The 13,578-nt window shown below is 74.4% G+C and carries 10 protein-coding genes; 2 read left to right on the top strand and 8 right to left on the bottom strand.

The window, feature by feature from the left end; genetic code table 11:
• Positions 1 to 10 precede the first annotated feature (10 nt).
• The 3 genes from ACFYNX_RS27915 to ACFYNX_RS27905 all read right to left on the bottom strand — a co-directional run bounded on the left by ACFYNX_RS27915 (position 11) and on the right by ACFYNX_RS27905 (position 5,098).
• Positions 11 to 1,414, bottom strand: coding sequence for a Gfo/Idh/MocA family oxidoreductase (locus tag ACFYNX_RS27915; protein WP_365548212.1), 1,404 nt, complete (start codon positions 1,412 to 1,414; stop codon positions 11 to 13).
• Between the two features lie 195 nt (positions 1,415 to 1,609).
• Entirely contained in the window at positions 1,610 to 4,534 is a 2,925-nt protein-coding gene (locus ACFYNX_RS27910) for an FAD-binding and (Fe-S)-binding domain-containing protein (protein WP_388665230.1), read from the bottom strand.
• A 39-nt stretch (positions 4,535 to 4,573) separates the two neighbouring features.
• The gene (locus tag ACFYNX_RS27905; protein WP_388665228.1) at positions 4,574 to 5,098 is read right to left on the bottom strand and encodes a MarR family winged helix-turn-helix transcriptional regulator; all 525 of its coding nucleotides are present in this window, start codon (positions 5,096 to 5,098) and stop codon (positions 4,574 to 4,576) included.
• 89 nt (positions 5,099 to 5,187) lie between these two features.
• Between ACFYNX_RS27905 and ACFYNX_RS27900 the strand changes: the two genes are divergently transcribed.
• Complete coding sequence (locus ACFYNX_RS27900; protein ID WP_388665226.1) at positions 5,188 to 7,038, top strand: ABC transporter ATP-binding protein; 1,851 nt, start codon at positions 5,188 to 5,190, stop codon at positions 7,036 to 7,038.
• 91 nt (positions 7,039 to 7,129) lie between these two features.
• On the top strand, positions 7,130 to 8,008 hold the full coding sequence (mltG, locus tag ACFYNX_RS27895) for an endolytic transglycosylase MltG (RefSeq protein WP_388665223.1): 879 nt from the start codon (positions 7,130 to 7,132) through the stop codon (positions 8,006 to 8,008).
• Between the two features lie 73 nt (positions 8,009 to 8,081).
• Here mltG and ACFYNX_RS27890 read toward each other — a convergent pair whose 3' ends face one another.
• From ACFYNX_RS27890 to ACFYNX_RS27870, 5 genes are all read right to left on the bottom strand, one after another.
• Positions 8,082 to 9,224 (bottom strand): NAD(P)-binding domain-containing protein, encoded by a 1,143-nt coding sequence (locus ACFYNX_RS27890; protein WP_388665221.1) that lies wholly within the window; start codon positions 9,222 to 9,224, stop codon positions 8,082 to 8,084.
• 60 nt (positions 9,225 to 9,284) lie between these two features.
• On the bottom strand, positions 9,285 to 10,496 hold the full coding sequence (locus ACFYNX_RS27885) for an LLM class flavin-dependent oxidoreductase (RefSeq protein WP_365548194.1): 1,212 nt from the start codon (positions 10,494 to 10,496) through the stop codon (positions 9,285 to 9,287).
• Positions 10,496 to 11,527: an ABC transporter substrate-binding protein gene (locus ACFYNX_RS27880; protein ID WP_388665219.1), complete on the bottom strand. Its 1,032-nt coding sequence runs from the start codon at positions 11,525 to 11,527 to the stop codon at positions 10,496 to 10,498. The genes ACFYNX_RS27885 and ACFYNX_RS27880 overlap by 1 nt, the downstream gene beginning before the upstream one ends.
• 142 nt (positions 11,528 to 11,669) lie before the next feature.
• Positions 11,670 to 12,401: an ABC transporter ATP-binding protein gene (locus tag ACFYNX_RS27875; protein WP_388665217.1), complete on the bottom strand. Its 732-nt coding sequence runs from the start codon at positions 12,399 to 12,401 to the stop codon at positions 11,670 to 11,672.
• Positions 12,374 to 13,249, bottom strand: coding sequence for an ABC transporter permease (locus tag ACFYNX_RS27870; protein ID WP_388665215.1), 876 nt, complete (start codon positions 13,247 to 13,249; stop codon positions 12,374 to 12,376). Before ACFYNX_RS27870 ends, ACFYNX_RS27875 begins: the two co-directional genes overlap by 28 nt.
• Positions 13,250 to 13,578: the final 329 nt, after the last annotated feature.

Here is a 13,578-nt window from a genome sequence, read left to right as displayed (position 1 = left end):
GCCCCGGACCTCAGACCGGCTTCACCGAGTCCACGCCCGGGCGGGCCCGCTGCCACTCCCCGCGCGTGAAGTCCGGGATTTCCTGCGGCGCCCCGCCCGCCCTGATCGAGGCGTGGCTCAGCGGCACCGGAGCCGTCCAGACGGCGGCGTCGTACACGTCGAAGTCCGGCACGAGCCCCTTCTGCAGGCACTGCACCAGGCGGTAGACCATGAGGTAGTCCATGCCGCCGTGCGCGCCCGGCGGGTTGGCGTGCTCCTTCCACAGCCAGTGGTCGAACGCGGCGGCGTAGGCCGAGAAGTCGCCCCACTCGTCGTCCTTGTGGTCCGGCTCCAGATAGATCCGGGGCGGATAGTCCTCGAAGACGCCCCGGGTGCCGCCCAGGCTGTTGACCCTGCTGTACGGGTGCGGGGTGGAGACGTCGTGTTCGAGCCGGATCACCCGCCCCCTGGCCGTCCGGACGAGACTGACCGTCCGGTCGCTCCCGACGTACGTCTCCTTCCAGCTCGGGTCGCCGGACGGCACGTGCTCCTTCCGGTACTCGGCGAGTCCGAGCGCCGGGGTGCCGAGGCTGCTGATGCTCACCGCCCGGTCGCCCCGGTTGAGGTCCATGTAGTTCGCGACCGGGCCGAAGCCGTGGTTGGGGTAGAGGTCGCCGCGCAGCCGGGTGTGCCACAGCCGGCGCCAGGGCCCCTCGTAGTACGTCGGCGAGAACAGCAGGGCGCGCAGGTCGTGGTTGTACGCCCCCGCGCCGTGCAGGAGTTCGCCGAACTTCCCCGCGTGCGCCATCCGCAGGACCCGCATCTCGTTCCGCCCGTAGCAGCAGTTCTCCAACTGCATGCAGTGCCGGCGGGTCCGCTCCGAGAGGTCGACCAGCTCCCACAGCTCGTCGATCGTCATGGCGACCGGGCACTCCACGCCGACGTGCTTGCCGTTCAGCATCGCGGCCCGGGCGACGGCGAAGTGGGTGTCCCAGGGGGTGGCCACGTAGACGAGGTCGAGGTCGGTGCGGGCGCAGAGGTTCGCGTAGTCCTCCTCGCCGTTGGCGTACAGGGCGGGGGCCGGCTGTCCCGCGGCGACCACCCGCGCGGCGGCCCGCTCGGCCTTCTCCCGCACCGGGTCGCAGACGGCGACCACCCGCACCCAGGAGTGGGCGAGGAAGTGGCCGATCACGGAGCCGCCCCGGTTGCCGAAGCCGACGATGCCCACCCGGACCGTGGAACGGGCCTCGAAGGGGACCCCGGCCATGGTGGCGCCCCGGGGCGCCGGCACGGCCGCGGGGGCCGCTCCGGGAACCGCGTGGGCGGTCCCGGCCCCGGCGCCGACGGCGGTGAGACCGAGCCCCGCTCCGGCCGCCCCCGCGCCGGTCCTGAGGACCTCGCGGCGGCTCGGGGCGTGCGGCGTCTGCTCGTCCAAGGGACCTCCCGGGGCTGTGGGCACGGCTGCTCGATGCGTCCCGCACGGCCCCGGCTCCGGTGACCGACGGTGCGCGAGGGCGCCGACAGGCCCCCGTGCCGGACAGTCGGACCCTACTGTTCCGGATCCCGCCCGGGGTCGCACCGGACGCCGACTGTCACCCGAACGTACGAAGGCGCCGCCGCGCGGGGGAGGTCAGGGGCGCGTGGCGCGCTCCAGGGCGATCAGCGCCGACCGGTAGGTCCGGCCCGTCGCCCGGTCCATCCCGATCTCGCACGTCCGGTTGGCCGAGAGGTGCGCGTCGAACGGGCGGGCCGTGACCTCGGCCGCCTCCCGGGCCGTCGCCGACGCCGTCAGCTCCGGGTGCAGCATGCCCCGGTCGCCCGCGAAGGCGCAGCAGCCCGCGTCGGCGGGGACGACGACCTCCTCCGCGCAGGCCCCGGCCAGCCCGGTCAGCCGGTCCTCGACGCCCAGGTGCCGCATCGAACACGTCGGGTGGACCACGGCGGAGCCGACCCGGCGGCGCACGTCGAGCCGGGGGAGCAGCTCGTCCGCCGCCCACACCAGCGAGTCCACCACCGTGAGCCCGGCGTGCAGCTCCCGGTTCTCCTCCGTCAGGTACGGCACCACCTCGCGCGCGATGCCGAGCGTGCACGAGGAGGCGTCCACCACGAGCGGCAGCGTCCCGCCCGCCGTCCACCCCCAGGCCGCCTCGACGATCCGGTTGGCCATCACCTCGTTGCCCCGCTCGTACCCCTTGGAGTGCCAGATCGTCGCGCAGCAGGTGCCGGCCACGTCGTCCGGGATCCACACCGGCCGCCCGGCCCGCGCCGACACCGCGACGACGGCCTCGGGGAGCGAGGGCCCGGCCTCGCCGTCCGGTTCGCCGAAGATCCGGTTCACACAGGCCGGGTAGTAGACGGCGGTCGCCGCCGGGCGGTGGGTGCGGGGCAGCCGCCGCCGCGCCGCGCCGGGGACCTCCGGCAGCCACTCCGGTACGAGGTCGGGGCGGACCGCCCGGCGGGCGAGGGCGGTCACCGACTCCGCGACCCGGTCGCCGAGCCGGTCGGCGGCGGCGACCGCGAGCCGCGCGGAGGCCTCCACGGCCCGGAAGTTCTTCGCGGTCAGGGCGGCGATCCGCTCCTCGCCCGGCGAGTGCCGCTCGTGCCGGAACTCCTTCATCAGGGCGCCCGTGTCGATGCCGACCGGGCAGGCGAGCGCGCACGTGGAGTCGCCGGCGCAGGTGTCGACGGCGTCGTAGCCGTACTCCTCCAGGAGGCGGGTCTCGACCGGCGAGCCGTCGTTCTGCCGGAGCATCTCCCGGCGCAGCACGATCCGCTGGCGCGGCGTGGTCGTCAGGTCGTGGCTGGGGCAGGTCGGTTCGCAGAAGCCGCACTCGATGCAGGGGTCGGCGATCCGCTCCACGGCCGGGATCGTCTTCAGGCCGCGCAGATGGGCCTGCGGGTCGCGGTCCAGGATGACCCGCGGGGCCAGCACCCCGGCCGGGTCGAAGGCCTCCTTGATCCGCCACATCAGCTCGGTCGCCCGCGTCCCCCACTCCAGCTCCAGGAAGGGCGCGATGTTGCGGCCGGTGGCGTGCTCGGCCTTCAGGGAGCCGTCGAAGCGCTCCACGGTCAGCTTGCAGAACTCGTCCATGAAGGCCGCGTACCGCTCGACGTCCGAGGGGTCGGCCGCGTCGAAGGCGAGCAGGAAGTGCAGGTTGCCGTGGGCCGCGTGGCCGGCCACGGCCGCGTCGAAGCCGTGCTGCTCCTGGAGGTCGAGCAGCGCGGCGCAGGCCTCCGCGAGCCGGGCCGGCGGCACCGCGAAGTCCTCGGTGATCAGGGTCGTGCCGGAGGGGCGCGAGCCGCCGACCGCCGTCACGAACGCCTTGCGCGCCCTCCAGTAGCCGCCGATCCGCTTCGGGTCGCGGGTGAACGCGTTCTCCACGGACGCCACCGGGGCGACGAGGCCGAGCCCGGCGAGGACCCCGTCCGCCGCCCGCTCGCACGCCTCCAGGGCGGCCGGGTCCGGGGCCCGGAACTCGACCAGGAGCGCCGTGGTGTCCTTGGGCAGCTCGGCCCAGTCGGCGGGCACGCCCGCCACGCTGACCGAGGCCCGCAGCGTGTTGCCGTCCATCAGCTCGACGGCGATCGCACCGGCGTCGTTGAACAGCGGCACGGCCGCGGCGGCGGCCGGCAGCGAAGGGAAGAAGAGCAGCGCCGTGGAGACCTCGCGGTCCAGCGGCAGGGTGTCGAAGACGACCTCGGAGAGGAAGCCGAGGGTGCCCTCGGAGCCCACCATGAGGCCCCGCAGGATCTCGACGGGCGTGTCCCCGTCGAGGAAGGCGTCGAGCCGGTAGCCGTTGGTGTTCTTGAGGGTGTACTTGGCCCGGATGCGGGCGGTCAGCTCGGCGTCCGCCTCGATCTCGGCCTTCAGCGCGAGCAGCTCCGCGCAGAGCGCCGGTTCGGCGCGCGCCAGCTCCTCGTCGGCGTCCGGGTCGGCGGTGTCGACCACGGTGCCGCTCGGCAGGACGGCGGTGAGCGAGGCGACCGTCCGGTAGGAGTTGCGGGTCGTGCCGGCCGTCATGCCCGAGGCGTTGTTGGCGACGACCCCGCCGATCGTGCAGGCGATCGCGCTGGCGGGGTCGGGGCCGAGGACCCGCCCGTGGGGGGCGAGCGCCGCGTTGGCCCGCACGACGGTGGTGCCGGGGCGGATCCGGGCACGGGCGCCGCCGTCCAGGACCTCGACGCCGGCCCAGTGGCGGCGCACGTCCACGAGGACGTCCTCGCCCTGCGCCTGCCCGTTGAGACTGGTCCCGGCGGCCCGGAAGACGACCTCGCGGCCCTTGCCGTGGGCGTAGGACAGGACGGCGGAGACGTCGTCGATGTCCTCGGCGACCACGACGACCTGCGGGACGAAGCGGTAGGGGCTCGCGTCCGAGGCGTAGCGGACGAGGTCGGAGATCCTCCCGAGCACCTTCCCGGGGCCGAGGATCCCGGTCAGCTCCTCGCGCAGCCGGCGCGAGGTCCCCTTGGCGTGCAGATCCGGGACCCGGTCCGGGGCCGGGGTCCGCTCCCGGCCGGGACGGAGGGCCTGCGGATCCGGTTCCAGCAGCGGCATGTCACGGCTCCCCTTCGGCGCGATCCCGTCCCCGAGGGGTCAGCAGCCGCCCTCCGGGCCGGGGTCGACCAGGGCGGTCAGCAGGCCTCCGAGCACCTCGCGCTGTTCGGCGGTCAATGGGGCAAGGATGTCCTCTGCGGCCGCCCGGCGCGCGCTGCGCAGCTCCCGCAGCGTGGCGCGGCCCGCGTCGGTGAGCTCGATCCGGATCACGCGGCGGTTGTCCGGATCGGGCGCCCTGCGCACCCGGCCGGCCGCCTCCAGACCGTCGACGAGGCTGGTCACCGCCCTGGGGACGACCTCCAGACGGGCCGCGAGGTCGGCCATCCGGGGCGGCTCCCCGAAGGCCGCGACCGTGCGCAGGAGCCGGGACTGCGCGGGGGTGATGCCGACCGGCTCCAGGTGGCGCTTCTGGATGCGGTGCAGCCGGCGGGTGAGCCGGAGCAACTGCTCGGCGAGGAGTCCGTCGGCGTCGGAGGCGCCCGGCCCGCCCGCACGGCCCGGGGCGCCCTCCCCGCCCGTGCGGACGGGGGCGTCCGGATCGCTCGTGCGGTCGGTAGTGCTCATGACGGGAACAATATCAGGACCCCGTTCATTGTGAGTATAGGTAACAGTGACCTATGCTCTGATCGACACCGAGACCTCCGAAGGAGCCCATGCGCCCCCAGGAACAGTCCGAATGGACGCCCCCGCCCCGTGACCCCGGAGAACCGAAGGAGCCCGCCCAGGTGCGGCGCATCCTGCGGCTCTTCCGCCCCTACCGCGCGCGCCTGGCGCTCGTCGGCCTCCTGGTCGGCGCCGCCTCGCTCGTCTCGGTCGCCTCGCCGTTCCTGCTCAGGGAGATCCTGGACGTCGCGATCCCCCAGGGCCGCACCGGGCTGCTCAGCCTGCTCGCCCTCGGCATGATCGTCACCGCCGTCCTGACCAGCGTCTTCGGCGTGCTCCAGACCCTCATCTCGACCACCGTCGGCCAGCGCGTCATGCACGACCTGCGCACCGCGGTCTACGAGCAGCTCCAGCGGATGCCGCTCGCCTTCTTCACACGCACGCGCACCGGCGAGGTCCAGTCCCGCATCGCCAACGACATCGGCGGCATGCAGGCGACCGTCACCTCCACGGCCACCTCCCTCGTCTCCAACCTCACCGCCGTCGTCGCGACCGTCGTCGCCATGCTCGCCCTCGACTGGCGCCTCACCCTCGTCTCGCTGCTCCTGCTGCCGGTCTTCGTCTGGATCAGCCGCCGCGTCGGCCGCGAGCGCAAGCGGATCACCACCCAGCGCCAGAAGCAGATGGCCGTCATGGCCGCGACCGTCACCGAGTCCCTCTCGGTCAGCGGCATCCTGCTCGGCCGCACCATGGGCCGCGCCGACTCGCTGACCCGGTCCTTCGCCGAGGAGTCCGAGCGCCTGGTCGACCTGGAGGTCCGCTCCTCCATGGCCGGACGGTGGCGGATGTCCACCATCGGCATCGTCATGGCCGCCATGCCCGCCCTGATCTACTGGGCCGCCGGCCTGGCGACCGGATCGGCCGGCACCGCCATCTCCCTCGGCACGCTCGTCGCCTTCGTCTCGCTCCAGCAGGGCCTCTTCCGGCCCGCCGTCAGCCTGCTCTCCACCGGCGTGCAGATGCAGACCTCCCTCGCGCTCTTCCAGCGCATCTTCGAGTACCTCGACCTGCCCGTCGACATCACCGAGCCCGCCGAGCCGGTCCGGCTGCCGGCGGTCCGCGGCGAGGTCGCCTTCGAGAAGGTCGAGTTCTGGTACGACGCCGGGGCCCCCGGCCGCCCGACCCTGGACGCCGTCGACCTGACCGTCCCCGCCGGCGGCAGCCTGGCCGTCGTCGGCCCGACCGGCTCCGGCAAGTCCACCCTCAGCTATCTGGTGCCCCGGCTGTACGACGTCACCGAAGGGCGCGTCACCCTCGACGGGGTCGACGTGCGCGACCTGGACTTCGACACCCTCGCCCGCGCGGTCGGCGTCGTCTCGCAGGAGACGTACCTCTTCCACGCCTCCGTCGCCGACAACCTCCGCTTCGCCAAGCCGGACGCCACCGACGAGGAGATCGAGGCCGCCGCCCGCGCCGCCCAGATCCACGACCACATCGCCTCGCTGCCCGACGGCTACGACACCCTGGTCGGCGAGCGCGGCTACCGCTTCTCGGGCGGCGAGAAGCAGCGCCTCGCCATCGCGCGCACCATCCTGCGCGACCCGCCCGTGCTGATCCTCGACGAGGCGACCAGCGCCCTGGACACCCGCACCGAGCACGCCGTGCAGCGGGCCATCGACGCCCTGTCGGCCGGCCGCACCACGATCACCATCGCCCACCGGCTCTCCACCGTCCGCGACGCCGACCAGATCGTCGTCCTGGAGGAGGGGCGGATCGCCGAGCGCGGGACGCACGAGGAGCTGCTCGCCCGGGACGGGCGGTACGCCGCCCTGGTCCGCAGGGACGGCGCCACGCCCCCGGAGGACGAATCGGTGGGGGCGGCCGTCTCCCGGACCGCGTGAGCGTCCCGGGAGACGGCGCCCGGCCGCCGTACGGGGGCCGTCGCGTGCGGGGTTCCCCGGATTCCCGTACGGGCCGGGTTAGCGTGCGCCCATGACGTACCGGCCGACACCGTACGCACCCCCGCGCCGTTCCCGCCCTCCCCGGCCGCCCCGCCGCCCCCGCCTCACCCGGCGCGGGTGGCTGGTGCTCCTCCTCGGAGGCGTCCTCGCCGCCGCCGCGGTCACCGTCGCCCTGCTGCTCGCCCACGACGAGCGGCCGGCCGCCGAGCGGCCCCGGCCCCTGCTCGTCCCGGAGGGCTGGCGCTCGGCCCAGGTCTACACGGCCGTCGACCGGGCGCTCGGACTCCCTCCGGGAGCCGCCCGGAAGACCGCGACCGCCCCCACCACCGCCCTCCCGCTGCCCGCCGAGGCCCGCGGCAACCCCGAGGGCTACCTCTTCCCCGCCACCTATCCGGTCCTCTCCACCACCGCACCGGAGGGCCTGCTGCGCTTCATGGTGGACACGGCCGGAAAGCGGTTCGGCACCCCGGAGATCGCCGAGGGCGCCCGGTCCCACGGAATGAGCGTGTACGAGACGGTGATCGCGGCCAGCATCGTCCAGGCCGAGGCCGACAACCCGGACGACATGGCCAAGGTCGCCCGGGTCGTCCACAACCGGCTCGCCCGGGGCATGGCCCTCCAGATGGACTCGACCCTCAACTACGCCCTGGGCCGCAGCACCGTGGACACCACCCACGAGGACACCCGCTCCACCAGCCCGTACAACACCTACGCGCGCAAGGGCCTGCCGCCGACCCCCATCGGCAACCCGGGGGACCAGGCCCTGGAGGCGGTGGTCCGCCCGGCGGACGGGGACTGGCTCTACTTCGTCACGGTGGCCCCGGGCGACACCCGCTTCGCCGCCGACTACGCCTCCCACCGGGCGAACGTGGCCGAGTTCAACGCCCACCGGAAGGCGGAGAAGCCCTGAGACGGCGGGAACGGGCCCGCCGGCGAGGACGGGTCGGCCCGTCCGCGGGGACGGGTCGGCCGGCGGGGGCGGGTCAGCCCGCGGGGACGGCGGCCCGGTCCTGCTCCCGGCCCTCCTCGCGGTCCTTCTCGCGGCGCAGGAGCCGGCGGACGCCGGAGACCGCCGCGCGTCCGGCCCGGTTGGCGCCGATCGTCGAGGCCGAGGGGCCGTAGCCCACGAGGTGGACGCGCTCGTCCCGCACCGCGCGCGTGCCCTCCAGCCGGATGCCGCCGCCCGGCTCCCGCAGCCGCAGCGGGGTCAGGTGGTCGATCGCCGCCCGGAAGCCGGTCGCCCACAGGATCACGTCCACGTCGACGCTCCGGCCGTCGTCCCAGGCCACCCCGGTCGGGGTGATCCGGTCGAACATCGGGAGCCGGTCCAGGACCCCCCGCGCGCGTGCCGCCCGGATCGCGTCGTTGAGGGGCAGGCCGGTGACCGAGACGACGCTCTGCGGCGGCAGCCCGCGCCGCACCCGCTCCTCGACGAGCGCGACGGCCGCGCGGCCCTCCGCCTCGCCGAACGGGCCCTCCCGGAAGACGGGCTCGCGCCGGGTCACCCAGAAGGTGTCGGCGGCGACCTCGGCGATCTCCATCAGGTGCTGGGTGCCGGAGGCCCCGCCGCCCACCACGAGCACCCGCCGCCCGGCGAACTCCTCCGGACCCGGGTATCCGGCCGTGTGCAGTTGGCGGCCCCGGAAGGTCTCCTGGCCCGGGTAGCGCGGCCAGAAGGGGCGGTCCCAGGTGCCGGTGGCGTTGATCAGGGCCCGGGCCGCGTAGACGCCCTCCGAGGTCTCGACCCGGAGCCGGCCGCCCTCGCCCTCCCGGACGGCGGTCACGTCCACGGGCCGGTGGACCCGCAGGCCGAAGGTCCGCTCGTACGCGTCGAAGTAGCCGCCGATCACCTCGGAGGAGGGGCGCGCGGGGTCCGCGCCGGTCAGCTCCATCCCGGGCAGCGCGTGCATCCCGTGGACCTTGCCGTACGTGAGGGAGGGCCACCGGAACTGCCAGGCGCCGCCCGGGCGCGGGGCGTGGTCGAGGACGACGAAGTCCCGGTCCGGCTCCAGGCCGGTGCGCCGCAGGTGGAAGGCGGCGGAGAGGCCCGCCTGCCCGGCGCCGGTCACGACGACGTCCACCGCGCGCGCTTCCCCGGCCGCCTCTTCCCTCACGAAATCGTTCACGCTTCTACCAACCGGGGCGGGGGTGCGGATCTTCCCGCACCCCCGCCCCGCCGGCGGCTCCTACCGGCCGCCCGGCACCAGCAGCGGGGCGCCGCCCGGGGCCGAGGCCGGACGTCCGTTCGTCGCCGGGACGCCGAGGAGCGGGGAGGGCGGGGGAGCGGGCAGCAGTCCGCGCGCCGCCAGCTCCGGCGTCACGCCCTCGCCGAACCAGTACGCCTCCTCCAGGTGCGGGTAGCCCGACAGCACGAAGTGCTCCACCCCGAGGTCGTGGTACTCCTCGATCCGGTCCGCGACGTCGGCGTGGCTGCCGACGAGCGCGGTCCCGGCCCCGCCGCGCACCAGACCCACGCCCGCCCACAGGTTCGGCGAGATCTCCAGGCGCTCGCGGTCCAGCGAACCGCCCCGGTGCAGCGCCAGCATCCGCTGCTGGCCGACCGACTCGCTGCGGCCGAGGAGCTCCTGCGCGGCGGCGACCGTCTCGTCGTCCAGGTCGGAGAGCAGCCGGTCGGCGGTCGCCCACGCCTCGCGGGCCGAGTCCCGGGAGATGGTGTGCAGCCGGATGCCGAACCGGACCGTCCGGCCGCGCTCCTCCGCGAGCCGCCGGATCCAGTCGATCTTCTCCTTCACCTGCCACGGCGGCTCGCCCCACGTCAGGTACACGTCGGCGTGCTCCGCCGCCACCGGCCCGGCCGCCTCGGACGAGCCGCCGAAGAAGATCTCGGGCAGCGGGTCCGGCGGAAGGGCCGTGAGCCCGCCCTCGACGTGGAAGTGCTCGCCCTCGAAGTCGTACGGCCGCCCGCTCCACACGCCCCGCACCACCGAGAGGAACTCGGCCGTGCGCGCGTACCGCCGGTCGTGGTCCAGGTGGTCGCCGAAGCGGCGCTGCTCGGCCGAGTCGCCGCCGGTCACCACGTTGAGGAGGAGCCGGCCCCGGGTGATCCGCTGGTACGTGGACGCCATCTGGGCCGCGAGCACCGGTGAGATCACCCCCGGCCGGAACGCCACCAGGAACTTCAGGCGCTCGGTGTGCTGGGCGAGGGCGACCGTGGTCAGCCAGGCGTCCTCGCACCACGTGCCGGTCGGGGTCAGCACCGCCTCGAAGCCCAACTGCTCGGCCGCCTTGGCGATCTGGACCAGATAGTCGATGTCGGGCGCGCGCACCCCGGACACGGTCCGGTTCCGGGTGATCCCGCCGTCCGTGTAGGCGTGCCGGTCGACGAGGGTCCGGCCGTCGCCGCCGGTCGGCAGGAACCAGTGCAGATGGACGCTCATCAGGAGGCCTTTCCGTAGCTGCGCGCCGCGGTGGTCGACGGCGGCAGGTCCTTGTTGAAACGGGTGTCCACGTAGTCCGCGAAGCGGAACTTCCCGGGGATCAGCTTGAGTTCGGCGAAGGTGTCGGCGATCTTCTGCTCGGAGGCGATGGCCGCCTCGTCGAGGGCGACGGGGACGCGGGTGCCGTTGCTGCGCTTCACTGCGGCGAGCGCCACCTCGTACGGCAGGCCGGTCTCCTTCGCCCATGCCTTCGCCCACACCTCCGGGTGCTCGTACACCCAGTCCTGGGCGCGGCGCAGCCGCTCGACGAAGTCCCCGATGGCCTTCGCCTTCTCCTCGTCGGCGAGCGCCGAGGGGGAGGCGACCTGGAAGTTGAGGCCGTTGACGGATCCGCGCCCGTCGGTGAGGACCCGGCCCTTCCCGCTGAGCAGGACCTGCGAGGTGTACGGATCCCAGACGGCCCAGGCGTCCACCTTGCCGGTGGTGAACGCGGCCAGCGCGTCGGCGGGCTGGAGCAGGGTGACCCGGACGTCGGACGGCTTCAGACCGGCCTTCGCGAGCGCGGCGACGAGCTGGAAGTGGGCGGAGCTGCCCTGGGCGACGGCGACCTTCTTGCCCTTCAGGTCGCGCGCGGTGCGCAGCGGCGAGTCCCTGGGCACGAGGATCGCCTCGCCCGCCGGGTCACCGTGGCTCGCGGCGACCACGGTGATCTTCGAGCCGGCGCCGGCGGCGAAGACGGGCGGGGTGTTGCCGACGGAGCCGATGTCGACGGCTTTCGCGTTCACCGCCTCCAGGAGGGGTGGACCGGAGGTGAACGTCGACCAGGTGACGCGGTACGGCAGGTCGTCGAGCTCACCGGCGGCGCGCAGCAGGGCCTCGGCGCCGCCCTTCTGGTCGCCGACGTTCAGGACGAGGGAGCCCTTGCCGTCGGAGTTCGAGGACTCACCGGCCGCGGAGGCGCCGGAGCAGGCGGAGGCGAGGAGCGCCAGCGGCAGGAGCAGGGCGGCGAGGGACGGGCGGAAGGACTTCACGGGACTCTCTTCTCGGAGGGCGTACGGGGACCGGGGACGCGGGCGAAAGCGTGTGCGGGGGCGTGCGTGGGGACAGGGCGTATGCGGGGACGAGGGGCGTGCGCGGGCGTGCACGGGGACGGGGCGTGTACGGGGGCGGGGCTCAGGCCGCCTTCCCGGCGGCCTCCCCCTCCTCGACGCCGAGTTCGGCGAGCAGGCGGGTGCGGAGCGCGGCGAGCGCGGGGTCGCCGGGGGAGCGGGGCCGGTCGAGGCCGACGGCGGTGTCGTACGCGATGACCCCGTCCCGCATCACCAGCGCGCGGTCCGCGAGCAGCAGCGCCTCGTCCACGTCGTGCGTGACGAGCAGGACCGTGCAGCCGCGCCGCTGCCACAGCTCGGCCACCAGGCGCTGCGCCTTGATCCGGGTGAGCGCGTCGAGCGCGCCGAACGGCTCGTCGAGCAGCAGCAGGTCCGGATCCCGTACCAACGCCCTGGCGAGGGAGGCGCGCTGGGCCTCGCCGCCGGAGAGGGTCTTCGGCCAGGCGCCCGAGCGCTCGCCGAGGCCCACCTCGGCCAGGGCCTTCTCCGCGACCTCCCGGTCCGGCTTGCCCGGCAGGCCGAGCAGCACGTTGCGCCAGACCCTCTTCCAGGGCATGAGGCGCGGAGCCTGGAAGGCGACGGCGCGGCGGCGCGGGACCAGGACGGTGCCGGACACCTCCCGGTCGAGCCCGGCCAGGACGCGCAGCAGCGTGGACTTGCCGCAGCCGCTGTGCCCGAGCAGCGCGGTGAACTGCCCGGCGTGCAGGGTCAGATCGAGCCCGTCGACCACGGGCCGCCCGTCGAAGGAGCGGGTGAGGCCCCGGACGGTCACTGCCCGGTGAAGGTCGGTCGCCATTGCAGCAGCAGCCTTTCGAGAGTGCGGACGAGGGCGTCGGCGAGCAGGCCGAGGAAGGCGTAGACGACCAGGCAGACGACGATCACGTCCGTGCGGAAGAACTCCCGGGCCTGGTTCATGAGGAAGCCGATCCCGGCGTCGGCGTTGATCGACTCGCCGAAGACGAGCGCCAGCCAGGCCGTGGCGAGGGAGTACCGCAGACCGGTCATGGCGCCGGGCAGCGCGCCCGGCAGGACGACGTGCCGGACCAGGCCCCACCGGCCGAGCCCCAGGGACTCGCCGGCCTCGACGAGTTGGGCGTCGACGCCCCGGATCCCGGCGTACACGTTCAGATAGAGATGGAAGGCGACGCCCAGGGCGATGAGGGCCACCTTCGGGGCCTCCCCGATCCCCAGCCAGATGATGAACAGCGGGATGAGGCCGACCCAGGGGACCGTCCGCAGCATCTGCACGGGGGCGTCGACGAGGTCCTCCCCGAGCCGCGAGAGCCCGGACACCAGGGCGAGGGCGATCCCCACCGCCCCGCCGAGCAGCAGCCCCACGGCGACGCGGCGCAGCGAGATCCCCATGGCGTGCGGCAGCGTGCCGTCCCCGATCAGCTCGCCGCCCGCCCGGGCGACGGTCCCCGGCGACGCCAGCACGTCCGCCGGCAGCACCCCCGCCGAGCTCGACAGTTGCCAGAGGAGGAGCAGCAGCACCGGTCCGACGGCCCGGCGCAGCCAGCGGGGGACGGAGAAGCCGCGTCCGGATCCCCGTGCGGGGGTGAGGGACTCGACGCCCGAACGGGGCAGAACCGATATGTCGGGCGCGGAAGGGGCCGAGGGGGGTGGGGCGTGGTCGACCGTCATGACGGACTCCGGGAGGGAGGGGGCGGCGAGGGTGCGCGTCAGCGTCCGTGGGCGCGGAACGGGCGCGCGCACACGGCGATCAGGGCGTCAGGGGAGGAGCGGAGAGCGGTGAAAGGGCGTCAGCGGCCGCGGCGACACGCGGCGGAGGCCACCCGCAGCAGGTCGATGTGACCGCGCGTGGTGAGCAGGGCTGTACGCAACATGGCGCGAACGTAGCGGCCGTCACGGGACGGGTCAACGGTGTCTCGGAACGTGGACGCGCCGTCCCGGGATCCGAAACGAGGCGGGCCCGTGGCCCGCGCGTGATCCCCGCCCTCTAGTCTCCCTGG

Origin of the sequence: Streptomyces sp. NPDC007872 (assembly GCF_042868165.1) — a bacterium.
In the GTDB taxonomy this organism is placed as follows: domain Bacteria; phylum Actinomycetota; class Actinomycetes; order Streptomycetales; family Streptomycetaceae; genus Streptomyces.
Note: the sequence above shows the minus strand (reverse complement) of the source record. Positions and strands in the feature narration are given on the sequence as shown.